This window comes from Pseudomonas putida (genome assembly GCF_022627325.1).
Classification (GTDB): Bacteria; Pseudomonadota; Gammaproteobacteria; order Pseudomonadales; family Pseudomonadaceae; genus Aquipseudomonas; species Aquipseudomonas putida_X.
The window spans coordinates 43,926-67,239 of record NZ_JAETZZ010000017.1; the positions used below are offsets into that span (position 1 = coordinate 43,926).

Genomic DNA, 23,314 nt, shown 5'->3' on the forward strand with positions numbered 1-23,314 from the left:
CACTTCCCGGCGGAAGTGCCCGTATGGGCATTCTTTCATCATGTCAGTCTTCACCCCCGTGACCCGGCCTGAGCTGGAAACCTTTCTGGCGCCGTATCAGCTGGGCCGTCTGCTCGACTTCCAGGGCATTGCCGCCGGCACCGAAAACAGCAATTTCTTCGTCAGCCTCGAACAGGGGGAGTTCGTCCTGACGCTGATCGAGCGCGGCCCCAGCGAGGACATGCCGTTCTTCATCGAGCTGCTCGACACGCTGCACGCCGCCGATATGCCGGTGCCTTACGCCCTACGTGACCGTGACGGCAATGGCCTGCGCGAGCTGTGCGGCAAGCCGGCACTGCTGCAGCCGAGGCTGTCGGGCAAGCACATCAAGGCGCCGAACAACCAGCACTGCGCCCAGGTAGGTGAGCTGCTGGCGCACATCCACCTGGCCACCCGCGAGCACGTCATCGAGCGCAAGACCGATCGCGGCCTGGACTGGATGCTCGCCAACGGTGCCGAGCTGATGCCACGGCTCTCGGCAGACCAGGTTGCCTTGCTGCAGCCAGCGCTGGACGAAATCATCGCGCACAAAGCGCAGATCCTGGCATTGCCCCGGGCCAACCTGCATGCCGACCTGTTCCGCGACAACGTGATGTTCGAAGGCACCCACCTGACCGGCGTCATCGACTTCTACAATGCCTGCTCAGGGCCGATGCTGTACGACATCGCCATCACCGTGAATGACTGGTGCCTGGATGAAACCGGTGCGATCGATATGCCGCGTGCCCAGGCCCTGCTGGCGGCCTATGCCGCGCTACGGCCGTTCACGGCAGCCGAGGCCGAGCTCTGGCCGCAGATGTTGCGGGTAGGGTGCGTACGTTTCTGGCTGTCGCGTTTGATCGCGGCCGAGTCGTTTGCCGGGATGGATGTGATGATCCATGACCCTGCCGAGTTCGAGGTGCGTCTGGCGCAGCGCCAGCAAGTGGCCTTGCACCTGCCGTTCGCCCTCTGATCTCAGTGCCCTGACGCTGGCAAGCCAGCCCCACAGGTGCCGCACAGCGCTTGAATGCCATGCGGTCGAAGTGGGGCTGGCTTGCCGACGACAGGCCAGTACAGGCGCTAGAGCTGCTCCAGGCACCCTGCCAGGTCACCGCCCAGCTTTTCCAGCAAACGCTCGTAGCCCTGGGCATCCACTGGGTCATTCCCGCCCAATGCATCCAGTTCCGCCAAGCGCACCGGCAGCCCGGCCGTCAGCGTTTCAGCCAAGCGCGGCCGCAGCGGCGGCTCACTGAACACGCAGGTTTTGCCCACTTCCTGCAGACGCTTGCGCATGGCCGCGACATGCTGCGCGCCAGGCTGCACCTCGGCGGCCACACTGAACACACCCGTGTGCTTGAGCCCATAAGCAGACTCGAAGTAGTCAAAGGCTTCGTGGAACACGAAGTAGGGCTTGTCGGCAACACCCGCCACCCGCGCCTTGATGCGTGCATCCAGGCTATCGAGGCGCCCGGTGAAGGCTTTCAGGTTGCTCTGGTAGCGCGCAGCATTGGCAGGGTCCGCTGACGCCAGGTCCGCTGCCATCTTCGCCGCAATCACCCTGGCGTTGACTGACGACAACCACAGATGCGCGTCCAGGCTGCCCGGACGATGATCATGGTCATGATCGTCATGCGCTGCTTCATCGTGTGAATGGCTGTCCTCGCCAAAGTGACGCAGGTGCATACCCGGTAACGACTGAACAGCCACGACAGGCTTGCTGCGGCTGCCCAGCACTCGCGGCAGGAAGCCTTCCATGTCGGGGCCGATCCAGTACAGCAGATCGGCATCGCCGACGCGGCGCACGTCGGATGGGCGCAGGGCGTAGTGGTGTGGCGAAGCACCCGGGGGCAGCAGCACTTCGGGAGTGCCGACTCCGTCCTGCACAGCCGCGGCAATCTGCTGCAACGGTTTGATACTGGTCAGCACACGGACGTCGGCTTGCGCCGAGCAGGCGATAAAAGCGACAAAAAGCACAAGCAATCGGGACACTGTGAATACTCGACTCGATAGAAACGGGTAACATAATAACGTCTCTGTCCAGAACCGTCGCTGCCCATGTCCATCACGCCGCTGGCCCACCGCCCCCACGATCACTCTCACTGCGTGCACAGCGCCCTGACCGAGGCTGAGGTGCTGTGCACGCGCCAGGGCCTGCGCCTGACCGCCTTGCGCCGGCGTGTGCTGGAGCTGGTGTGGCAGAGCCACAAGCCGCTGGGCGCCTACGACATCCTCGCCGTGCTCAGCGAACAGGATGGCCGGCGTGCTGCGCCACCTACCGTTTATCGGGCGCTGGATTTCCTGCTGGAAAACGGCCTGGTACACCGCATCGCCTCACTCAATGCCTTCATCGGTTGCAGCCACCCAGAGCACGTGCACCAAGGCCAGTTCCTGATCTGCCGCGAATGCCACATCGCCATCGAACTGGAGCAGGACAGCATCAGCGATGCGATCCTCGCCAGCGCCAAGGGCGTGGGCTTCAGCGTAGAAACGCAGACGGTGGAAATTGTCGGCCTGTGCGGCAATTGCCGGGGCGCGGCATGAGTGACGCGCTGATCCGCCTGGAGCAGGTTGGCGTCACGTTCGGTGGCGAGGCCGTGCTCGACAGCATCGACCTGTCGGTGGCGCCCGGCCAGATCGTTACACTGATCGGGCCCAATGGCGCAGGCAAGACCACCCTGGTACGCGCTGTGCTCGGGCTGCTCAAGCCGCATCGCGGCACCGTCTGGCGCAAGCCGAAGCTGCGTATCGGCTACATGCCGCAAAAAATCCAGGTGGACGCGACCCTGCCGTTGTCAGTGCTGCGCTTTCTGCGCCTGGTACCCGGTGTTGGCCGGCAGGCCGCGTTGTCGGCACTGCAGGAAGTGGGCGCCGAACAGGTCATCGACAGCCCGATCCAGACCATCTCCGGCGGCGAGATGCAGCGTGTGCTGCTGGCCAGGGCGCTGTTGCGCGAGCCCCAACTGCTGGTACTGGATGAGCCGGTACAAGGCGTGGACGTGGTCGGCCAGACCGAGTTGTACAACCTCATCACCCGCCTGCGCGACCGCCATGGTTGCGGCGTATTGATGGTCTCGCACGACTTGCACCTGGTCATGAGCGCCACCGACCAGGTGGTCTGCCTCAACCGCCATGTCTGCTGTTCCGGCCACCCAGAGCAGGTGAGCAACGACCCAGCCTTCGTCGAACTGTTCGGCCAGAACGCACCGAGCCTGGCCGTCTATCACCACCACCATGATCACAGCCACGACCTGCATGGCTCGGTGGTCGCCCCTGGCCCACATGTACACGGAGACCACTGCAAGCATGGCTGATTTTCTTCTTTACGCCCTGCTCGCGGGTCTTTCCCTGGCGCTGGTGGCGGGCCCGCTGGGCTCTTTCGTGGTATGGCGGCGCATGGCCTACTTCGGCGATACCTTGTCCCACGCAGCGCTGCTGGGCGTGGCCATGGGCTTCGTGCTGGACGTCAGCCCGGCGCTGGCGGTAACGGTGGGGTGCCTGTTGCTGGCGATCCTTCTGGTGACCCTACAGCAACGCCAACCATTGGCCTCTGACACGCTGCTCGGCATTCTCGCCCCCAGTACGTTGTCGCTGGGCCTGGTGGTGCTGAGCTTCATGCACGATGTACGCATCGACCTGATGGCCTACCTGTTCGGCGACTTGCTGGCCATCAGTACCACTGACCTGGCCTGGATCCTGGCCGGCAGCGCGCTGGTGCTGGTGCTGCTGGCAGTCCTTTGGCGACCGTTGCTGGCGGTTACCGTTCACGAAGAGCTGGCCATGGTCGAAGGCCTGCCAGTCGCAGGCCTGCGCCTGGCGCTGATGCTGCTGATTGCCGTCGTCATCGCCGTCGCCATGAAGATCGTCGGCGTGCTGTTGATCACCTCTTTGCTGATCATCCCTGCCGCTGCGGCGCAGCGCCATGCGCGCTCGCCAGAGCAGATGGCATTGGGGGCCAGCCTGCTGGGCGTCACGGCCGTCTGCGGTGGCCTGGCCATGTCCTGGTTCAAGGACACACCGGCCGGCCCGTCGATCGTGGTCTGCGCGGCAGTGCTATTCTTGCTGAGCCTGGCCCTGCCCAAACGTTGAACTCCAGGGTGCGCCATGGCACACCCTGCAACCTTTTCGCGGGTAAAGGGTCTGTAAGACTTGTTTTCGAGCGTGCGCACCTGGGTGTAAACTTGCTCGCTTTTTGCGCAAATAGAGAGTCGCAGGAATGAAGCCGTTCGCATCCCGTTATCTGCTTGTTGCCGCGTTTTCCCTGTTCCTGGCCGCTTGTTCGAGCGCGCCGGTCGAGCAGACAGGTGCACCTGCCCAAGCCGATGCCTGGCAGCAGCTGCAGCAAAGCATCAACAGCAATGAATTGGCCACAGCCGAAGATCAGCTTGCCTCGCTGCAGGCTCAATCGCCAGACGATGCCCGCCTGGAACACTACCAGCGGCAACTGGCTGAGGCTTACCTCAAACGCAGCCAGATCGTCCTTCAGAAGGGTGACGTAAACGCTGCCGCAACCGCCCTGGCACGCGCCCGCGCCCTGATGCCACAGGCCCCTGCCGTGACTGGCGGGGACGCGGTCTCGCAGGCACGCAAGGCTGAGCTGGAAAAAGCCGAGGCTGCCTTGAAAGCTGCCGAGGCCAGGCCCAAGGCGCGGGTGATTGACCCGGCTGCGCCCAGCACGGTCATTGCGCTGAATACCACGGACATCCGTGCCATGCGCCGACAGCTCGATGAGATTGCCATCGATGTGGTGAATTATCAGTGCGAAGTGGTGTTCCAGGTACCTCGCACCGAAGATGCACCTTGGTTGAAGACCTTGCTGGAAAAGCGGGTTCGCAAGATCGACAGCGGGTTCGAACTCCAGCAAAAGCACGAGATTCAGCGCACGTTGCCCGCTCAGGTGGTTTTGGTACCGCATCAGCGTTGATAGTTCAGGGCCCCATCGCCGGCAACCGGCGATGGGTATCGATGCGGCGCCCTACGCAGGAATCGCTTCTGCAGCAGCCTCCCGCTCCCAGACCCGATGCCCTTCCACGGCTTTGACGAAGGCATCCACTGTCTTCTGATCATCCCCTAGCAGCAGGCCCTTGTCCTCTTTCAGGCCCAAGCTGCCGACCAACGCTTTGGCCTCTTTGGCCAACACCATCGCCTTCAGATGCTTGTAACCCTCGAGCAGGAAGTGCTTGGCGACGCCACTGCCGCTCAAGGCATCGATTGAAGCCTTACCTCCCGGTACCACTATCGCGTCGAACATGACCGACGGCATACCCTCGATCGAAGCGTCCACCGGCAGTGGCTTGCCATCGGCGCTCTTCACTGGGGCCGAAGATGGCCCCAGGAGCATGGGCCGCGCGCTTTGGGCTTCGAGCGCTTTGACCAGTTTGTCGACGCTCGCGGAGTCCACGCCATCGGCGACCACAAGGGCAATCTTGCGTCCCTTGATGCCCACATCTCCAGGGTGGTTCATCTGGCTCAAGGCCTTGGACTGCGCAAGCTTGCTTGCTTTGACCTGAACCGTACCCTGCTTGGGCGCCGGCAAACCGAGGTTGGCCGCCACTGCCGCTGCCAGCTTCAGGTCGATATTGGCCAGAATCTCATTGACCTCACGCGCGCGGATTGCTTCGCGCTCCACCTTGCCCAATTCGAAGCTGTAAGCCTTGATGATGTGCTGCTGCTCGGTCGGGCTCATGCTCTGGAAGAACAGCCGCGCCTGCGAAAAATGATCGCCGAACGACTCGCTGCGCTGGCGGATCTTGTGTGCCTCGATGCGCTCCTGATAGCTCTCGAAGCCACCATCTTGCGCCGCCGGCGGCGTTTCCCGCGGCCAGCCGCCATCGATCGAGTTGGGCTCGTAGGAAGCACGGCCCTTGTCGATGGTCATGCGATGCATCGCATCACGCTGGCCACTGTGGTTCGGCGCTACCGGCCGGTTGATCGGGATCTCGTGGAAGTTAGGCCCGCCAAGGCGGCTGATCTGGGTGTCGGTATAGGAGAACAGGCGGCCCTGCAGCAGCGGGTCGTTGCTGAAGTCGATGCCCGGCACGATATGGCCAGGGCAGAACGCCACCTGCTCGGTCTCGGCGAAGAAGTTGTCCGGGTTGCGGTTGAGCACCATCTTGCCAAGCGGCGTCACCGGCACAAGCTCCTCGGGGATCAGCTTGGTCGGATCCAGCAGGTCGAAATCGAACTTGTGCTCATCAGCTTCCGGAACGATCTGCACACCCAGTTCCCACTCGGGGTAATCGCCCGTCTCGATCGCTTCCCACAGGTCGCGGCGATGGTAGTCAGTGTCCTTGCCTGCCAGCTTCTGGGCTTCGTCCCACAGTACCGAATGCACGCCCTGGCGTGGCTTCCAGTGGAACTTGACGAAGCTGGCCACGCCTTGGGCATTGATCAGGCGGAAGGTATGCACGCCAAAGCCCTCCATCATCCGCAGGCTGCGCGGGATGGCGCGGTCGGACATGGCCCAGATGACCATGTGCGCCGACTCTGGTACCAGCGAGACAAAATCCCAGAACGTGTCGTGGGCCGAGCCGCCGGTGGGAATTTCGTTGTGCGGTTCAGGTTTGACCGCGTGTACGAAGTCGGGAAACTTGATGGCATCCTGAATGAAAAATACCGGCATGTTGTTGCCAACGAGGTCGAAATTGCCCTCATCGGTGTAAAACTTGACGGCGAAACCACGCACGTCGCGTACGGTGTCACCCGAGCCACGTGGCCCCTGCACGGTAGAAAACCGCACGAAGACCGGGGTGATCTTTTCCGGGTCCTGGAGGAAACCGGCCTTGGTCAGTTCGCTATGGTTGCCGTAGCTCTGGAAGTAACCGTGGGCACCGGTACCCCGGGCGTGGACGATACGCTCGGGAATGCGCTCGTGGTCGAAGTGGGTGATCTTCTCGCGCATGATGAAGTCTTCGAGCAGCGAGGGCCCGCGAGCACCAGCTTTCAGGCTGTTCTGGTTGTCGGCTACCTTCACACCCTGGTTGGTTCGCAAGGCCTGGCCAGTGGCATCGCTGCGAAACGACTCCAGGCTCTGCAGCTTGGCGTTGGTATTGGCGCGGTCGGGGGTCTGCGTGCCGGCGGCCTCACTGTGCTTGGGCGCGTCCGTTTTCTTGCTGGTCATGGTCGGCTTTCCTCATCAGTCTTCAGGCTTGCCCTGTTCGGGCTGGTTCAAGTAGTGACTAGAGGGCTTTGACGAGCGTTCAATCGGGATTACCAGTTGTCGCGTTATGCCTGATGGATTGGTCCATTACGAAATAAATGCTAAGAACACCTATTGGAAAAGGCTAAAATGCGCCACCCCAGCCAACCGCTGACCCAAATTCCATGCGCCCCACAAGGTTCGCTACGTGATCGAGTTCCAACATGTACACAAGACCTACCGCGTCGCCGGTAGGGAAATCCCCGCTCTGAACCCAACCACCCTGACCATCGAAGACGGCCAGGTGTTCGGCCTGATCGGCCACTCCGGGGCAGGCAAAAGCACCATGCTGCGCCTGATCAACCGGCTGGAAGAGCCCTCGGGCGGGAAGATCATCGTCGACGGTGAAGACGTCACCGCCTTCAACGCCACCCAGTTGCGCGGCTTCCGCCAGCAGGTCGGGATGATCTTCCAGCACTTCAACCTGCTGGCCTCCAAGACCGTCGCCGACAATGTCGCCCTGCCGCTGACGCTGGCGGGCGAGCTGTCGCGGGCCGAAATCGATAAGCGCGTCACGCAGCTGCTGGCTCGCGTGGGCCTGTCGGATCACGCCAAAAAGTACCCGGCACAGCTCTCCGGCGGGCAGAAGCAGCGCGTCGGCATCGCCCGCGCCCTGTCGACCAACCCGAAGATTCTGCTGTGCGACGAAGCCACCAGCGCCCTCGACCCGCAGACCACCGCATCGGTGCTGCAGTTGCTGGCCGAGATCAACCGTGAGCTGAAGCTGACCATCGTGCTGATCACCCACGAGATGGACGTGATCCGCCGGGTCTGCGACCGCGTCGCGGTGATGGATGCCGGCCACATAGTCGAGCAAGGCTCGGTGGCCGACGTGTTCCTGCACCCGCAGCACCCCACCACCAAACGCTTTGTCCAGGAAGACGAGCAGGTCGATGAAGGCGAGCAGCGTGACGATTTTGCCCACGTCCCGGGCCGTATCGTGCGCCTGACCTTCCAGGGCGACGCCACCTACGCGCCGCTGCTGGGTACCGTGGCCCGCGAAACCGGCGTGGACTACAGCATCCTCGCCGGGCGTATCGACCGCATCAAGGATGTGCCCTATGGGCAGCTGACCCTGGCCGTCACCGGCGGCGACATGCAAGCCGCGTTCGACCGCTTCTCGGCAGCTGACGTACATATGGAGGTACTGCGTTGATGGACGCCCTGAATTTCTTCGCCAACGTCGACTGGGCCGAAATCTGGCTGGCCACCATCGACACCATGATCATGCTGTTCGGTTCGCTGTTCTTCACCGTGCTGCTGGGCCTGCCACTGGGCGTGCTGCTGTTCCTCTGCGGGCCGAAGCAGATGTTCGAACAGCGGGGTGTGTATGCGCTGCTGTCGCTGGTGGTCAACATTCTGCGCTCGCTGCCGTTCATCATCCTGCTGATCGTGATGATCCCGATCACCGTGCTGATCACCGGCACCTCGCTGGGCGTTGCCGGCGCCATTCCCCCGCTGGTGGTGGGTGCCACGCCGTTCTTCGCCCGCCTGGTGGAAACCGCCCTGCGTGAAGTGGACCGCGGCATCATCGAGGCCACCCAGTCGATGGGCGCCACCACCCGCCAGATCATCACCAGTGCGTTGTTGCCAGAGGCCCGCCCGGGCATCTTCGCGGCCATTACCGTCACTGCCATCACCTTGGTGTCGTACACCGCCATGGCCGGCGTGGTCGGCGCTGGCGGCCTTGGCGACCTGGCCATCCGCTTCGGCTACCAGCGTTTCCAGACCGACGTAATGGTAGTCACCGTGGTACTGCTGCTGGTTCTGGTTCAAGTACTGCAGAGCGTGGGCGACAAACTGGTCGTGCATTTTTCCCGTAAGTAACCCCAATGGGGTCGGCCTGGCCGACCCGTTCGGGGGCCGTCGCGGCCCTCACAAGGAGTGATTCATGAAGAAGCTGCTTGCTGTCGCTGCCGCTGTCGCGGCGTTTTCGGCCCACGCCGGTGACTTGACCGTCGCCGCTACCCCGGTGCCGCACGCCGAAATTCTCAACTTCGTCAAACCACAGCTGGAGAAAGAGGGTGTAAACCTGAAGGTGAAAGAATTCACCGACTACATCCAGCCAAACGTACAAGTCGCCGAAAAGCGCCTGGATGCTAACTTCTTCCAGCACCAGCCGTACCTGGATGAGTTCAACAAGGCCAAGGGTACCGACCTGGTCAGCGTTGCCGGCGTGCACATCGAGCCGCTGGGCGTCTACTCGACCAAGATCAAGAAGCTCGACGAACTGCCTACCGGCGCCACCGTGGTCATCCCCAACGACGCCACCAATGGCGGCCGTGCCTTGCTGCTGCTGGACAAGGCCGGGGTCATCAAGCTCAAGGACAACAGCAATATCCTGTCGACCGTGAAAGACGTTGTCGGTAACCCGAAGAACGTGAAGTTCCGTGAGCTCGAAGCGGCCACCATCCCGCGTGTACTGACCCAGGTCGATGCTGCCCTGATCAACACCAACTACGCGCTGGAAGCCAAACTGAACCCGGAAAAAGACGCTCTGGCCATCGAAGGCAGCGACTCACCGTACGTGAACATCCTCGTTGCCCGCCCGGACAACAAGGATTCGCAAGACATGAAGAAACTGGCGGCTGCACTGCACTCGCCTGAGGTGAAGCAGTTCATCACCGAGAAATACAAAGGCGCTGTGGTTCCGGCGTTCTGATCAGCCCCCGGGCCGCTTTGCGGCCCGACGCCGTGAGCAGCATGCAACACTGCGAGGCCCGCTTTGCGGGCCGTTCGCGATTCAAGGCGGGGTTTATCTCCAAGCCTTACGCAAGCGCATCAACGCCTCGGCAATCACGCCTTCTGGTACTGCCGCAAACCCAAGCACCAGCCCCGCCCGTTTATCCACAGGCACCTCACTGTCCTCGAGCCAGTAACTGCTAAGTGGATTCACCTCCACGCCCACAGCCTCGGCCTTGGCCACCAGCTCTTGCTCGCGCGCAAAGTTATCCACATCGACCTTCACATGCAGCCCCGCTGCAACGTCCGGCATCGCCGCCAGCCCCGACACATCACCAGGCCACCCGGCCTTCAGCACGTTGCGCCGGCTCAGCGCCGCACGGCGCATGCGGCGTACGTGCCGCTGAAAATGCCCCTGAGCCATGAACTCAGCCATCACACACTGGGTTCCCACTTCGGAATGGCGCACTGCCAGCGCCCTACCCTGGCTGAAAGCCTGCACCAACCGCTCCGGCAATACCAAGTAGCCAAGGCGCAGCGCTGGGAAAGCGATCTTGCCGAAGGTACCGACATACAGCACCCGCCCTTGCCGGTCCAAAGCCGCCAACGGGGCCAGCGGTGCTCCGTTGTAACGGTATTCACCGTCGTAGTCATCTTCGATGATCCAGCCATCCTGGCGCTCGGCCCAGGCCAGCAACGCCAAGCGGCGGGCCAGGCTCATGGTTACCCCTGTCGGATACTGGTGCGCCGGGGTGACGTAAACCAAGCGACAGTTGCCAGCGTGGGCAAGCCTGGCGCAGTCCAGGCCCTCTTCATCTACCGGCACGCCTCTCACCCGCCCGCCCGCCACGGCAAAGGCATGCCCGGCGGCACGATACCCGGGGTTTTCCACAGCCACCTCATCCCCCGGTTGCATCAACAGCTGTGCACAAAGGCTTATGGCCTCCTGCGCGCCATTGGTGATCACAATTTGTCCAGCCGTGCACGACATGCCCCGTGACCGACGTAGATACGCAGCGATCAACTCACGCAACAATGGCTCGCCCGCCGGGTCGCCATAACCAAGCTGCGCTGGATCTGGATTTCGCCAGAAGCCCGCTTGCAGCTTGGCCCAGACGTTGAAAGGGAACAGGTCGAACGCTGGAACACCTACTCGAAATGCCCGTGACGGGCCGGCTTTTGGGGATGGCAGATGGTTATTTTTCAGACGCTCCAGGCGCTCGCTGGAGCGTTCACACCTGGATAAATCCTCAGTGCTTTCCGGGCATTTTGTGGATAACCCTGTTGATAAGCCATGGGATAACCCTGTGGACAGTTGTGTGGATAGTTTTGGCAGATGACAAACGTAGGTGCCGTCTCCTACCCGGCTTTCTATGTAGCCCTCGGCGTAAAGCTGGTCATAGGCCCGTACCACGCTGTTGCGCGAGAGCGAGAGCATGCTTGCCAGGTCTCGTGTCGCCGGCAGGCGCGTGCCGCTGCTCAAGCGTCCATCCAGCACGCGAGCACGCAGCGCTTTATACAGCTGCTGACTCAACCCTCGGCGCTGGTCGAGGACGATCCCGGCAGGGTCGAATGGCAATACCAAAGGGCGCTCGCTCATCGCATTGGACCTATCAAAATCATCGTCAATGGCTCTTAACCTGAACCAATAGCCTGCCTACGATGGAGCCAATCGACAAGGATCGGCTCATGTACAACAGCAAACCGCACCAGGAACACAACCTTGAGCGCCTGCATCAACAGATGCGCGAAACCCGCCTGGCCCTGCTCGTCACCCACGGCGAACACGGCCTGCTGGCCAGTCACATACCCGTGTTGATCGATGCCAGCGAAGGTGAGTTGGGCACCGTTTACGGCCATCTGGCCCGTGCCAACCCTCAGTGGCAGGCCTTGGAGCAAGGTGTAGAAGCCTTGTTGGTATTCACCGGCCCAGACGCTTATGTCAGCCCCAGCTACTACCCGAGCAAGCTCGACAACCCCAAGGTGGTACCTACCTGGAACTACCTGGCGGTGCATGCCTACGGCGCCGCTGAGGTGGTGCAAGGCGGCCCCGGCCTGCTGGATATCGTCAGCCGCCTGACCGACCTGCACGAACAAGGGCGCAGCGCCCCATGGAAAGTCACCGATGCACCCAGCGATTACATCGAAGGCATGCTCCGCGCCATCGTCGGCTTCCGTCTGCCCATCGCGCGGCTGCAGGGTGCACGCAAACTCAGCCAGAACCGCTCGGCGCAGGACATGGAAGGTGTGCGCCAAGGCTTGGCCAGCAGTACCGACCCGCTCAACAATCAACTGGCAGCGCAGATGCGTACGCCCTGAAGGAACATCCCCATGCCGAACATCATCCTGCGCCCCGTCAGCGCCAACGACCATGCTGCATGGCTGCACCTGTGGCAGGCCTACCTGCGCTTTTATCAAACCGAACTGGCCGATGAAGTCAGCGCCGTGACATGGCAACGCATCCTCGACCCACAGGAGCCGACCCACTCGGCCCTGGCCTGGCTCGATGGCAAGGCGGTAGGCATGGTCAACTGGATCTATCATCGAACCAACTGGAGCATTGGTAACGCCTGCTACCTGCAGGACCTGTACGTTGACAGCGAGCAGCGCGGCCTGGGCGTTGGCCGTCAACTGATCGAACGGGTCAACGCCAGTGCCAAAGCGGCCGGCTGCTGCAAGGTGCACTGGCTGACGCATGAAACCAACACGACCGCCATCGGCTTGTACGAGCAGGTCGCAGAGCGACCCGGCTTCATCCAATTTCGCCAAACGCTGTGAGACGGGAGCAACGCATGAGTCAACCAAGTCACTGGCAACCTGCAGCCCTGCCCCAGGCCGAGCCGCTTGAAGGGCGTTTCATCCGTCTGGAGAAGCTCGACCCGGCGCGGCATGCCGACGATCTCTGGGAGGCGCTGCAAGGTCCGCACTGCGATCCCGCACTGTGGGACTACCTGCCCTATGGCCCGTTCGCCGAGCGTGGTCCGTTCGATCAATGGCTTGCAGACAATGCCGCCAGCCGCGATCCGCTTTTTTACAGCGTCATCGACCGCAGCAGCGGCCAGGTACAAGGCATGCTCAGCCTGATGTCGATCGTGCCTGCCCATGGCCGCATCGAGATCGGGCATATCGCCTTCGGTGCAGCCATGCAACGCTCCCCCAAAGGCACCGAGGCGGTATACCTGCTGGGCAAGCTAGGGTTTGAACTGGGTAATCGCCGGCTGGAATGGAAGTGCAACAACGCCAATGCCCGCTCCAAGCGCGCAGCAGAGCGCTTTGGCTTCACCTACGAGGGTGTGTTCCGCAATCACATGGTGATCAAGGGCCAGAACCGCGACACGGCCTGGTACTCGATTATCGATGAGGAGTGGCCGGCCGTGGCGGCGGCTTTCGAGCGCTGGCTGAGTGCCGACAACCAGCGCCCCGAAGGTCAGTCGAAAACGCTGGAAGCCTGTCGCGAGCAGGGCTGAAGTTCAGCTCAGGTTACGCTTGAGCTCAGCGATGTGCTCTGGGCCGATGCCACAGCATCCGCCAAGCAGGCTGGCACCACGCTGGCGCCAGTCCTGGGCCCAGCTCAGGTAACCCGGCGGGTCGAGGTCTTCGCGCAACTCATCCAGGCCATCGTTGGCGGTGGCGTCCTTGGGTTGCGGCGGGAACGCGTTGGCATAGGCGCCGATGGCGATATCCACACCTTGGCGCTCGAACACTTCGCGTGCAGCGTCGATGGCAGCACCGATCACTTCCGGCTGGCTGCAGTTGAACAGCATGGCTTTGACGCCCAGCGTTACCACCGCTTCGGCAGCTGCGCTCACAGTTTCACCAGAGCGCAGCATCGGTACGTCGCCGACCTCTTCATCCTGCAAGGTGAACGACACCCACAGCGGCTTGCCGTCTGCAGGCAGCTGGGCGGCAATTGCCTGCACTTCTGCGATCGCACTCTGGGTCTCGGCCAGCCACAGATCCACATACGGTGCCAAGCCCACCACCAATGGGAGCAGGACCTCAGCCACGCGCTGCGGCTCGAACAGGTCAGGGCGGTAGGAGCCGAACAGCGGTGGCAATGAACCAGCGACGCGCACTGGCCGTGGGCTGGCATCCGCCGCCGTACGCGCCAGCTGACCAGCGGTGGCGGCCAGGGCGAAGCCTTCATCGGCGAAGCGGTCTTCACCAATGTGGAATGGCACCACTGCATAACTGTTGCTGGTGATCACCCCGGCACCGGCATCGATATAAGCGGCATGCACCGCCACTACGGCGTCCGGCGCTTCGCTCAGTGCAAGTGCCGACCACTCCGGCTGGCGGAACGGCGCGCCTCGGCGCTGCAGCTCCCGACCCATACCGCCATCAAGAATGTCCAACGTCCGGTCGCCCATATAACTTCCGCTTATATTGATATGAATAATATTCACTGGTGGCTTTAAGCTTATAACTATTAAATATCGAAATCTGTTTTTTTAACAACTTTTTCAGGTGTCTTAATGCGTTTGCCCTCCTTGCTTTGCGCAGGCCTTCTGGCCCTCAGCGCCACCTCTGCAGCCTTTGCCGGTGCCACACTGGACCGCGTCGAGTCGCGCAAGGAAGTCGTCAACGTATTGATGGAGAGCTACCCACCGTTCTCCTTCCTCAATGACCAGAACCAGCTCGATGGTTTTGACGTCGACGTCGCCAAGGCGGTCGCGGCCAAGCTCGGCGTAAAGCTGCGGCTGGAAACACCCTCCTGGGATGTCATTGCTGCGGGCCGCTGGAGTGGTCGCTACGACCTGTGCATCTGTTCGATGACGCCAAGCAAGGCGCGCGCCCAGGTGTTCGACTTCCCGGTCGAGTACTACGCTTCGCCTGCGGTGATCGTGGTCAATGCCAAGGATGAGCGGATTCACTCGGCCAAGGACCTCAACGGCCTCAAGGTCGGCCTGACCAGTGCCTCCAGCTACGAGAGCTACCTGAACAAGAACCTGGTGATCGAAGGCGCGGAAGACAAGAAAATCGAGTACCCCTTCGATTTTGTCCAGATTGCCCCCTATGACACCGACAACGTCGCCTTCCAGGACCTCGGCCTGGGAGCAGGCGTGCGCCTGGATGCGATCCTGACCAACCTGGTGACCGCGCAACCACGCCTGGACCAGGACAAGCGCTTCAAACTGGCAGGCGAGCCACTGTACGAAGAGCCCAACGCGGTCGCCATCGAGAAAGGCGACCCGGAGTGGGACGCCAAGCTGCGCCAGGTGTTCGCCGAGCTGAAGGCCGATGGCACGCTGGCCAAGCTGTCGCAGAAGTGGATCGGCGCCGACATCAGTAAATGAGCGCCCATCAACCTGCCCCCAAACCCGTCGCCGCCTCGACGGGTTCAAGCCTTTTCGGCTTTCGCACCCGTCTGTACCTGACGTGGCTGGTGTTGCTGCTGCTGTTCGTGGGCTTCTTTCTCAGTTTTGATCTGAAATTCTCGATCATCGTCGAGAAATTCCCCAACCTGGCAGGCTTCAAGCTAGGGCCCAACGGGTTCCTCCAGGGCGCTGCGCTGACCCTGTTCCTGTGCTTGTGCTCCATGGTGATATCGGTGCTGCTGGGCTTTGCCGCCGCCCTGGCGCGGTTGTCAAACAGCGCGCTACTGTTCGGCGTGGCGAGCTTCTACACCTCGTTCTTCCGCGGCACGCCACTGCTGATCCAGATCCTGTTGATCTACCTCGGCTTGCCCCAAGTGGGCCTGGTGCCAGGTGCAATCGCAGCGGGCATCATCGCCCTGTCGCTCAACTATGGTGCTTACCTGAGCGAAATCTTCCGGGCCGGCATCATTGGCGTTGCCGTGGGCCAGCGCCAGGCAGCGCTCGCCCTGGGCATGCGCCCGGTGGCGATCTTCTGGCACATCACCCTGCCGCAGGCCATGCGCACCATCATCCCGCCGACCGCCAACCAGTTCATCTCGATGCTCAAGGACTCGTCGCTGATTTCGGTGATGGGTGTCTGGGAAGTGATGTTCCTGGCCCAGTCGTATGGCCGCTCAAGCTATCGCTACCTGGAGATGCTGACGACAGCTGCGGTGATCTATTGGGTGTTGTCGATCCTGCTCGAACTGGCCCAGGCCAGGCTGGAGCGGCATTTTGGCAAGGGCTATCAGCGCTAGGCCCAGCTGCGCCGAGTGATACGTGAGCTGGCCTTCAGATCGAGCGCCGCGCGCTTCGCCAAGGGCCTGACAGCCACGCAAAAAAAGGGGAGCATCCGCTCCCCAGAGGTTAACCGCTTGTAGATGAGGGCTTATGTCAGCCCTCGATCTCGATCAGGATCTCGCCCGGCGTCACGCGATCGCCCTTGGCCACATGGATGGCTACGACCTTGCCGGCGATGGCCGCCTGCACTTCGGTTTCCATCTTCATCGCTTCGGTGATCAGCACCGCCTGGCCGGCCTTGACGGTGTCGCCTTCCTTGACCAGCACATCGACGATGTTGCCCGGCATGGTCGTGCTGACGTGGCCTGGCGCGCTGGCCTGCTTGCGCTTGCTGCTGCCGCCGCCGACAAATTCGTTGAGGGGCTCGAACACCACTTCTTCCGGCATGCCGTCGATCGACAGGTAGAAGTGGCGTTTGCCTTCTGCCTTGACGCCAACGCCAGTGATGTCGACGCGGTAGGTTTCACCGTGCACGTCGATGACGAACTCGGTCGGCACGCCTTCCCCACCCGGGGCGGCGACTGCACCGGCTTCCGGGATCGGCAGCAGCGCTTCGGGCGTCAGGGTGCCGGCTTCACGCTCCTCGAGGAACTTACGGCCGATATCCGGGAACATGGCGAAGGTAAGCACATCTTCCTCGCTGCGCGCCAAGGCGCCGATATCGGCACGCAGTTTGGTCATTTCCGGCTTGAGAAGATCGGCCGGGCGCACATCGATCACGTCTTCGCTGCCGATCGCCTGGCGGCGCAGTTGCTCGTTGACCACACCCGGCGCTTTGCCATAACCGCCCTGCAGGTACAGCTTCACTTCGTTGGTGATGGTCTTGTAGCGTTCGCCGGCCAGTACGTTGAAGAACGCCTGGGTACCGACGATCTGCGAGGTCGGGGTCACCAGCGGTGGGAAGCCCAGGTCTTCTCGCACCCGTGGGATTTCGGCCAGCACTTCGTTCATGCGGTTGAGTGCGCCCTGCTCCTTGAGCTGGTTGGCAAGGTTGGAAATCATCCCCCCTGGCACCTGGTTGACCTGCACGCGGGTGTCCACCGCAGTGAACTCGCTTTCGAACTGGTGGTACTTCTTGCGCACGGCATAGAAGTACAGGCCGATTTCCTGCAGCAGTTCCAGGTCCAGACCGGTATCGAACTCGCTGCCCTTGAGCGCGGCGACCATCGATTCGGTACCCGGGTGGCTGGTGCCCCAGGCGAAGCTCGAAATGGCGGTGTCGATATGGTCTGCACCGTTTTCCACAGCCTTGAGCTGGCACATGGCGGCCAGGCCTGCAGTATCGTGGGAATGGATGAACACCGGCAGCGACTGCTCGGCCTTCAGCGCCTTGACCAGCTCGCCGGTGGCATACGGGGTCAGAAGGCCAGCCATGTCCTTGATCGCTACCGAGTCGCAACCCATGGCTTCCATCTGCTTGGCCTGGTTCACGAAGGCTTCGATGGTGTGCACGGGGCTGGTGGTGTAAGCGATGGTACCTTGGGCGTGCTTACCAGCAGCCTTGACCGCCTCGATGGCCACGCGCAGGTTGCGCACGTCGTTCATGGCATCGAAGATGCGGAACACATCGATACCGTTGACCGCTGCTTTGGCGACGAACGCCTTGACCACGTCATCGCTGTAGTGGCGGTAGCCCAGCAGGTTCTGCCCGCGCAGCAGCATCTGCAAGCGGGTGTTGGGCAGCGCATTGCGCAGTTTGCGCAGGCGCTCCCACGGGTCTTCCTTGAGGAAACGCACGCAGGCATCGAACGTGGCGCCGCCCCAGACTTCCAGCGACCAGTAGCCGACCTTGTCGAGCTTGTCGCAGATCGGCAGCATGTCTTCGGTACGCATGCGGGTAGCCAGCAGGGACTGGTGGGCGTCACGCAGGATTGTGTCGGTAACAAAGATCTTCTTGGACATTCTTATCTCCTCATGGCGGCAAGCTTCAAGCTACAGGCCGCAAGATAAAGCCGATTCGCTTCAACTTGCAGCGGGTCGCTCACAGCTTGCAGCTGCATTCATAGGCCTGCGTGGGCGGCGATGGCGGCGGCGATGGCCAGGGCCAGCTCTTCGGGTTTGCGCTTGATCGAGTAGTTGGTCAGTTCAGGGTGGCTTTCGACGAAGCTGGTGTTGAACTGGCCGCTACGGAATTCCGGATTGCGCAGGATTTCCTGGTAGTACGCGGCGGTGGTCTTCACCCCTTGCACGCGCATGTCGTCAAGGGCCCGCAGACCGCGATCCATGGCTTCTTCCCAGGTCAACGCCCATACCACCAGTTTCAGGCACATGGAGTCATAGAACGGTGGGATGGTGTAACCGGTGTAGATCGCTGTATCGGTGCGCACACCCGGGCCGCCTGGGGCGTAGTAGCGGGTGATCTTGCCGAAGCTGGGCAGAAAATTGTTCTTCGGATCTTCAGCGTTGATGCGGAACTGCAACGCGTAGCCGCGGTGCTGAATGTCTTCCTGCTTGACCGACAGCGGCAGGCCCGAGGCGATACGGATCTGCTCGCGAACCACATCGATACCGGTAATTTCTTCGGTAATGGTGTGCTCGACCTGCACGCGAGTGTTCATTTCCATGAAGTACACCTCGCCATCGGCGAGCAGGAACTCCACAGTACCGGCGTTCTCGTAGTTCACAGCCTTGGCTGCACGGACCGCCAGGTCACCGATGTAGGCACGCTGTTCGGGCGTGAGTTGAGGGCTTGGGGCAATTTCGATGAGCTTCTGGTTGCGGCGCTGGATCGAGCAATCACGCTCGAACAGGTGCACCACATTGCCGAAGCTGTCGCCCAGGATCTGCGCCTCGATGTGCTTGGGGTTGACGATGCACTTTTCCAGAAACACTTCCGCTGAACCAAAGGCCTTGGTAGCTTCGGAGATGACGCGTGGGAAGTTCTGCTCCAGCTCTTCACGGCTATTGCAACGGCGAATGCCCCGGCCGCCACCGCCGGAGGTGGCCTTGAGCATCACCGGGTAACCGATACGCTCGCCTTCGCTCAGCGCTTCGTGAATGTCGGCGACGTTGCCTTCGGTGCCTGGGGTCACGGGCACGCCGGCCTGAATCATGGTGCGGCGCGCTTCTGTCTTGTCGCCCATCCGGCGAATGACTTCAGCGGCAGGGCCGATGAACTTGATACCGCGCTCGGCGCAGATCTCTGCCAGCTCCGCGTTTTCCGACAGGAAACCGTAGCCCGGGTGCAGGGCATCACAGCCGGTTTCCACAGCGAGGTTCACCAGCTTGCGCGGGTTCAGGTAGCCCGCCAGCGGCTCGGCACCAATGCTGTAGGCCTCGTCAGCGCGCTTGACGTGCAAAGCGTGACGGTCGGCGTCGGAATAGATCGCGACAGAGCGAATGCCCATCTCAGCGCAGGCACGCACGATGCGAACTGCGATTTCACCCCGGTTGGCGATCAGGATTTTTTTTATCACTGGAGTCTTCCCAAAGCCGTAGGAACAATCGAGCCGGTTCTACCGGTCGGCGCGTGACCAAGTGTCGTTGGCCAGTCGCATATTCACCCTAGCGCTGTAGGTCGATAAACAAAAATCAATATTTGTTAGGGGCTGTATTAGCAAAAGCTTATAGTTAGGTAACAAGGTTTTACCGGAGCCCATAATAAAAATGCGTAAGTCCTTGATGCGTATGACATTGCGTCAGCTACAGGTCTTCAATGAGGTGTGCGATTTGCGCTCGTACAGCCGCGCCGCCGAAGAAATGGCGCTGACGCAACCCGCCGTTAGTCTGCAAATTCGTCAGCTGGAAGAGCTGGTGGGCCAGCCGCTTTTCGAATACGTCGGCAAGAAGCTTTACCTGACCGAAGCCGCCGAGGCGCTGCAGCGCGCCAGTCGGGATATTTTCGGGCGCCTGGAAAGCCTCGACATGCAGCTTTCGGACATGCAGGGCTCACTGCAAGGGCAACTGAAACTGGCGATCGAATCCAGCGCCAAATACTTCGTTCCTCACCTGTTCGCCGCCTTCAAGCAACGTCACCCTGAGGTCAACCTGACCCTTACCGTCGTCAACCGCGCCCAAGCGATCCGGCGCCTTTCCGATAACCGTGACGACCTGATCATCATGTCTATGGTGCCGCAGGACATGGGCCTGGAGTTTCTGCCGTTTCTCAACAACCCGATCATCGCCGTGGCGCCGCCGGACCATGCGTTGTGCAAACTCGAGCACTTGCGCCTGCAGGACCTGGAGCCTCATACCCTGCTGGTCCGTGAACAGGGCTCAGGCACCCGCAAAGCCTGTGAAGAGTACTTCAAGGACAAGCGTGTGCACTTCACCCAGACGCTGGAGGTCGCCTCGGCCGATGCCCAGCGCGAATGCGTCATCGCCGGCCTAGGCATTGCCTTGCTGACCCGCCATGCCGTGAACATGGAACTGGCCATGGGCGTGCTGAAAGAGTTGCCGGTGGAGGAACTGCCGCTGTACCGCAGCTGGTGTGTGGTGCAGGCAAAGGCCAAGCGGCAGTCACCGGTAGCCTTGGCCTTTCTGGCATTCATCCGCAGCGAACGTGCGCTGATCAGCGCGCTTGTTGAACGCTTTTCGGGGAATTTGCCGCTGAAGTCTGCCACACCGTGAGGGCCTGCAACTCCGGGTAATCCGCGAGGTCGCGCAGCAGTTGTCGTTGGTCGCAGTAGCTTTCGATCGCACGGCGGTACTCCATGCGGCGCTGATCTTTTTCCTGCTGTTTGCGAGCCTTGGCGCTAGGTAGGTAAGCGCCATCGAAATCACGAGCCATGTCTGTCTCCCTGATCGAGTGCGGGGAGTTCAGACTCGCTTGAATGCTTTACCGTTCTGCTGAGGATTGGTGACAAATCGATGAAATTTGCAGCACCTTGCGCAAGGGTCGATCAGTCATCCATCGCCTTGATCGACTTGGGTGACAAACGCAGGCTGCGCAAGCTGCGCTTCACACTCTTGAGGTGATTGACCAGGCTTGGCCCACGGGCCATGGCCACGCCCATGGCGAGCACATCGATCACTACCAGGTGGGCGATACGCGAGGTCAGCGGGGTGTAGATTTCCGTGTCTTCGTGCACATCGATCGCCAGGTTGACGGTCGAAAGCTCGGCCAGCGGGGTCTGGCTGGGGCACAGGGTGATCAGGTTGGCGCCGCTCTCACGCACGAGGTTGGCGGTGATCAAAAGGTCTTTGGAACGCCCGGACTGGGAAATGCACACCGCCACGTCACCCGGCTTGAGGGTCACCGCCGACATGGCCTGCATGTGCGGGTCGGAGTAGGCGGCGGCACTGAGCAACAGGCGGAAAAACTTGTGCTGCGCGTCGGCAGCAACCGCGCCGGATGCACCAAAACCATAGAACTCCACACGTTGCGCCTGCGCCATGGCACTCACTGCCTGCTGCAACGCGTGCGGGTCGAGGTGCTCTCGCACTTCCATCAGGGTGTGCAAGGTCGTGTCGAAAATCTTCAGGCTGTAATCGGCAACCGAGTCGTCTTCATGGATGGCGAACTGCCCGAAGCTGGCGCCGGCAGCCAGGCTCTGCGCCAGCTTGAGCTTGAGGTCCTGAAAACCTGAACAGCCGATCGCCCGGCAGAACCGCACGATGGTCGGCTCGCTGATACCCACGCTGTGTGCAAGGTCCGCCATCGAACTGTGCATGACGGCGGCCGGGTCCAGCAGCACGTGGTCGGCCACTTTCAGTTCCGATTTGCGCAGCAGGTGGCGCGATTGGGCGATATGTTGCAACAGATTCACGGGCTGGACTCGGTTATGATCGGCTGGCCGGGATGTAGCTTTCTTGTAGTTATACTACATGGACGCCAACCCGCCCAGTTAAACGAACGTGGAGAGTGGTGGTTTGACTATTCCTTGCGACATTCTGGTATTCGGTGGCACTGGCGATCTGGCCCTGCACAAACTGCTACCGGCGCTCTATCACCTGTATCGCGAGGCACGTCTGAACATTGCCGTGCGCATCATTGCCCTGGCCCGTCGCAACCTGTCGCGCAACGACTATTTGAAGCTCGCCGAACGCCATTGCCGGGCGCAGATCGCCCGGAGTGAGTTCGACGAAGAGGTGTGGCAACGCTTTTGCGCACGCCTTGACTACTTTCCCATGGACGCCGCGCAAAGCGCCGACTTCGGGCGCCTGGCGCGCTACCTCGGCGAGCCCGGCGGGCTGACCCGCATCTATTACCTGGCCACCGCGCCCAATCTGTTCGTGCCGATTGCCAACCACCTGCGGGTGGCGGGGCTGGCCGACCACGAGGCACGCATCGTGCTGGAGAAGCCGATCGGCCATTCGCTTGAGTCAGCCACCGCCATCAACGAAGCGATCGGTGCGGTGTTCGAGGAATCGCAGGTGTTTCGCATCGATCACTACCTGGGCAAGGAGACCGTGCAGAACCTCATGGCCCTGCGGTTCGCCAACGCGTTGCTGGAGCCGGTATGGCGCAACGGTCAGGTCGATCATGTGCAGATCAGTGTGTGTGAAACCCTCGGTGTAGAAAACAGAGGCGGCTACTACGACCGGGCAGGTGCCACCCGCGACATGCTGCAGAACCACCTGTTGCAGCTGCTGTGCCTGGTCGCCATGGAGCCGCCCGCGCAGTTCGAGGCCGAGGCGGTCCGCGACGAGAAGGTCAAGATTCTGCGCGCCCTCAAGCCGATCACCGGCCAGGACGTTCAGGACAAGACCGTGCGCGGTCAGTACGGTGCCGGGCACATCGGCGGCCAGGAGGTGCCCGCCTACTACTTCGAGAAGGACGTGGACAATGACAGCGACACTGAAACATTCGTCGCCGTCCACGCCCACATCGACAATTGGCGCTGGGCTGGCGTGCCTTTCTATCTGCGCACCGGCAAACGCATGGCACGGCGCTCGTCGCAGATCGTCATCCAGTTCAAGCCCGTGCCGCATGAGCTGTTCAGCGGTGGCCAGGTCAACCAGCTACTGATCCAGTTGCAGCCAGACGAGCGCATCAGCCTGCGCATGATGACCAAGAGCCCGGGCAAGGGCATGCGCCTGGAGCCGGTCGACCTCGACCTGAACCTGGCGCAGGTGTTCGGCCAGACCCGTCGCTGGGAGGCCTACGAGCGCTTGCTGCTGGATGTACTTGAGGGGGACTCTACCCTGTTCATGCGGCGCGACGAAGTTGAAGCGGCATGGGCCTGGATAGACCCGATCATCCAGGGCTGGGAGGATCATTTTCAAGCACCCCGCCACTATGCCGCAGGTAGCACAGGCCCGGATCAAGCCAACAGCCTGCTGGCACACCAGGGCAGAACCTGGCACAGCTGAAGCCATT

23 protein-coding genes are annotated in these 23,314 nt (G+C 61.7%); 15 read left to right on the plus strand and 8 right to left on the minus strand.

What is annotated here, in order from left to right; genetic code table 11:
• The first annotated feature begins 40 nt into the window (after window positions 1-40).
• Window positions 41-991 carry a homoserine kinase gene (locus JNA92_RS22915; RefSeq protein ID WP_241806803.1) on the plus strand — a complete coding sequence of 317 codons (951 nt, stop codon included), beginning with the start codon at window positions 41-43 and terminating at the stop codon, window positions 989-991.
• A gap of 107 nt (window positions 992-1,098) precedes the next feature.
• Here JNA92_RS22915 and JNA92_RS22920 read toward each other — a convergent pair whose 3' ends face one another.
• Entirely contained in the window at window positions 1,099-2,007 is a 909-nt protein-coding gene (locus tag JNA92_RS22920) for a zinc ABC transporter substrate-binding protein (RefSeq protein WP_241806807.1), read from the minus strand.
• Window positions 2,008-2,073: 66 nt separating this feature from the next.
• Between JNA92_RS22920 and zur the strand changes: the two genes are divergently transcribed.
• The 4 genes from zur (at window position 2,074) to JNA92_RS22940 (ending at window position 4,939) form a co-directional block, all read left to right on the plus strand.
• Complete coding sequence (zur, locus tag JNA92_RS22925; protein WP_241806808.1) at window positions 2,074-2,559, plus strand: zinc uptake transcriptional repressor Zur; 486 nt, start codon at window positions 2,074-2,076, stop codon at window positions 2,557-2,559.
• On the plus strand, window positions 2,556-3,329 hold the full coding sequence (znuC, locus tag JNA92_RS22930) for a zinc ABC transporter ATP-binding protein ZnuC (RefSeq protein WP_241806809.1): 774 nt from the start codon (window positions 2,556-2,558) through the stop codon (window positions 3,327-3,329). Before zur ends, znuC begins: the two co-directional genes overlap by 4 nt.
• Window positions 3,322-4,104, plus strand: a complete 783-nt coding sequence (gene znuB / locus JNA92_RS22935; protein ID WP_241806811.1) for a zinc ABC transporter permease subunit ZnuB — start codon at window positions 3,322-3,324, stop codon at window positions 4,102-4,104. The genes znuC and znuB overlap by 8 nt, the downstream gene beginning before the upstream one ends.
• 127 nt (window positions 4,105-4,231) lie before the next feature.
• Window positions 4,232-4,939: a PA5502 family lipoprotein gene (locus tag JNA92_RS22940; RefSeq protein ID WP_241806812.1), complete on the plus strand. Its 708-nt coding sequence runs from the start codon at window positions 4,232-4,234 to the stop codon at window positions 4,937-4,939.
• Window positions 4,940-4,990: 51 nt separating this feature from the next.
• Here JNA92_RS22940 and katE read toward each other — a convergent pair whose 3' ends face one another.
• On the minus strand, window positions 4,991-7,135 hold the full coding sequence (gene katE / locus JNA92_RS22945; protein ID WP_241806814.1) for a catalase HPII: 2,145 nt from the start codon (window positions 7,133-7,135) through the stop codon (window positions 4,991-4,993).
• Window positions 7,136-7,361: 226 nt separating this feature from the next.
• Here katE and JNA92_RS22950 point away from each other — a divergent pair, with 226 nt between their 5' ends.
• From JNA92_RS22950 to JNA92_RS22960, 3 genes are all read left to right on the plus strand, one after another.
• Entirely contained in the window at window positions 7,362-8,369 is a 1,008-nt protein-coding gene (locus tag JNA92_RS22950) for a methionine ABC transporter ATP-binding protein (RefSeq protein WP_241806815.1), read from the plus strand.
• Window positions 8,369-9,040 carry a methionine ABC transporter permease gene (locus tag JNA92_RS22955; RefSeq protein ID WP_039603885.1) on the plus strand — a complete coding sequence of 224 codons (672 nt, stop codon included), beginning with the start codon at window positions 8,369-8,371 and terminating at the stop codon, window positions 9,038-9,040. The genes JNA92_RS22950 and JNA92_RS22955 overlap by 1 nt, the downstream gene beginning before the upstream one ends.
• Before the next feature lie 64 nt (window positions 9,041-9,104).
• The gene (locus JNA92_RS22960; RefSeq protein WP_241806817.1) at window positions 9,105-9,875 is read left to right on the plus strand and encodes a MetQ/NlpA family ABC transporter substrate-binding protein; all 771 of its coding nucleotides are present in this window, start codon (window positions 9,105-9,107) and stop codon (window positions 9,873-9,875) included.
• 93 nt (window positions 9,876-9,968) lie between these two features.
• Here JNA92_RS22960 and JNA92_RS22965 read toward each other — a convergent pair whose 3' ends face one another.
• The gene (locus tag JNA92_RS22965) at window positions 9,969-11,495 is read right to left on the minus strand and encodes a PLP-dependent aminotransferase family protein (RefSeq protein WP_241806818.1); all 1,527 of its coding nucleotides are present in this window, start codon (window positions 11,493-11,495) and stop codon (window positions 9,969-9,971) included.
• Window positions 11,496-11,584: 89 nt separating this feature from the next.
• On the opposite strand from JNA92_RS22965, the gene JNA92_RS22970 reads away from it, so the two are divergent.
• Genes JNA92_RS22970 through JNA92_RS22980 form a run of 3 tightly spaced genes read left to right on the plus strand, consistent with a single transcriptional unit; the run spans window position 11,585 to window position 13,362 of the window.
• Window positions 11,585-12,214, plus strand: a complete 630-nt coding sequence (locus JNA92_RS22970; RefSeq protein WP_241806819.1) for an FMN-binding negative transcriptional regulator — start codon at window positions 11,585-11,587, stop codon at window positions 12,212-12,214.
• Between the two features lie 12 nt (window positions 12,215-12,226).
• Complete coding sequence (locus JNA92_RS22975) at window positions 12,227-12,673, plus strand: GNAT family N-acetyltransferase (RefSeq protein WP_241806820.1); 447 nt, start codon at window positions 12,227-12,229, stop codon at window positions 12,671-12,673.
• 14 nt (window positions 12,674-12,687) lie between these two features.
• Window positions 12,688-13,362 (plus strand): GNAT family N-acetyltransferase, encoded by a 675-nt coding sequence (locus JNA92_RS22980; RefSeq protein WP_241806821.1) that lies wholly within the window; start codon window positions 12,688-12,690, stop codon window positions 13,360-13,362.
• 3 nt (window positions 13,363-13,365) lie between these two features.
• Here the strand turns inward: JNA92_RS22980 and JNA92_RS22985 are convergent, their stop codons facing one another.
• The gene (locus JNA92_RS22985; protein WP_241806822.1) at window positions 13,366-14,265 is read right to left on the minus strand and encodes a homocysteine S-methyltransferase family protein; all 900 of its coding nucleotides are present in this window, start codon (window positions 14,263-14,265) and stop codon (window positions 13,366-13,368) included.
• 105 nt (window positions 14,266-14,370) lie between these two features.
• On the opposite strand from JNA92_RS22985, the gene JNA92_RS22990 reads away from it, so the two are divergent.
• On the plus strand, window positions 14,371-15,192 hold the full coding sequence (locus tag JNA92_RS22990) for an ABC transporter substrate-binding protein (RefSeq protein ID WP_241806823.1): 822 nt from the start codon (window positions 14,371-14,373) through the stop codon (window positions 15,190-15,192).
• The gene (locus JNA92_RS22995; protein WP_241806824.1) at window positions 15,189-16,010 is read left to right on the plus strand and encodes an amino acid ABC transporter permease; all 822 of its coding nucleotides are present in this window, start codon (window positions 15,189-15,191) and stop codon (window positions 16,008-16,010) included. The genes JNA92_RS22990 and JNA92_RS22995 overlap by 4 nt, the downstream gene beginning before the upstream one ends.
• A gap of 136 nt (window positions 16,011-16,146) precedes the next feature.
• On the opposite strand, the gene oadA is transcribed toward JNA92_RS22995, so the two are convergent.
• Window positions 16,147-17,955, minus strand: coding sequence for a sodium-extruding oxaloacetate decarboxylase subunit alpha (oadA, locus tag JNA92_RS23000; protein WP_241806826.1), 1,809 nt, complete (start codon window positions 17,953-17,955; stop codon window positions 16,147-16,149).
• A 98-nt stretch (window positions 17,956-18,053) separates the two neighbouring features.
• Entirely contained in the window at window positions 18,054-19,469 is a 1,416-nt protein-coding gene (locus JNA92_RS23005) for an acetyl-CoA carboxylase biotin carboxylase subunit (protein ID WP_012316877.1), read from the minus strand.
• Window positions 19,470-19,674: 205 nt separating this feature from the next.
• Between JNA92_RS23005 and JNA92_RS23010 the strand changes: the two genes are divergently transcribed.
• The gene (locus tag JNA92_RS23010) at window positions 19,675-20,622 is read left to right on the plus strand and encodes a LysR family transcriptional regulator (protein ID WP_241806870.1); all 948 of its coding nucleotides are present in this window, start codon (window positions 19,675-19,677) and stop codon (window positions 20,620-20,622) included.
• Here the strand turns inward: JNA92_RS23010 and JNA92_RS23015 are convergent.
• A complete protein-coding gene (locus JNA92_RS23015; protein ID WP_241806827.1) occupies window positions 20,564-20,782 on the minus strand; it encodes a PA3496 family putative envelope integrity protein in 219 nt (72 codons plus the stop codon). The genes JNA92_RS23010 and JNA92_RS23015 overlap by 59 nt on opposite strands.
• 112 nt (window positions 20,783-20,894) lie before the next feature.
• The gene (gene hexR, locus JNA92_RS23020; RefSeq protein WP_012316879.1) at window positions 20,895-21,761 is read right to left on the minus strand and encodes a transcriptional regulator HexR; all 867 of its coding nucleotides are present in this window, start codon (window positions 21,759-21,761) and stop codon (window positions 20,895-20,897) included.
• A gap of 103 nt (window positions 21,762-21,864) precedes the next feature.
• Here hexR and zwf point away from each other — a divergent pair, with 103 nt between their 5' ends.
• Window positions 21,865-23,307, plus strand: coding sequence for a glucose-6-phosphate dehydrogenase (gene zwf, locus JNA92_RS23025; protein ID WP_241806828.1), 1,443 nt, complete (start codon window positions 21,865-21,867; stop codon window positions 23,305-23,307).
• Window positions 23,308-23,314 lie beyond the last annotated feature (7 nt).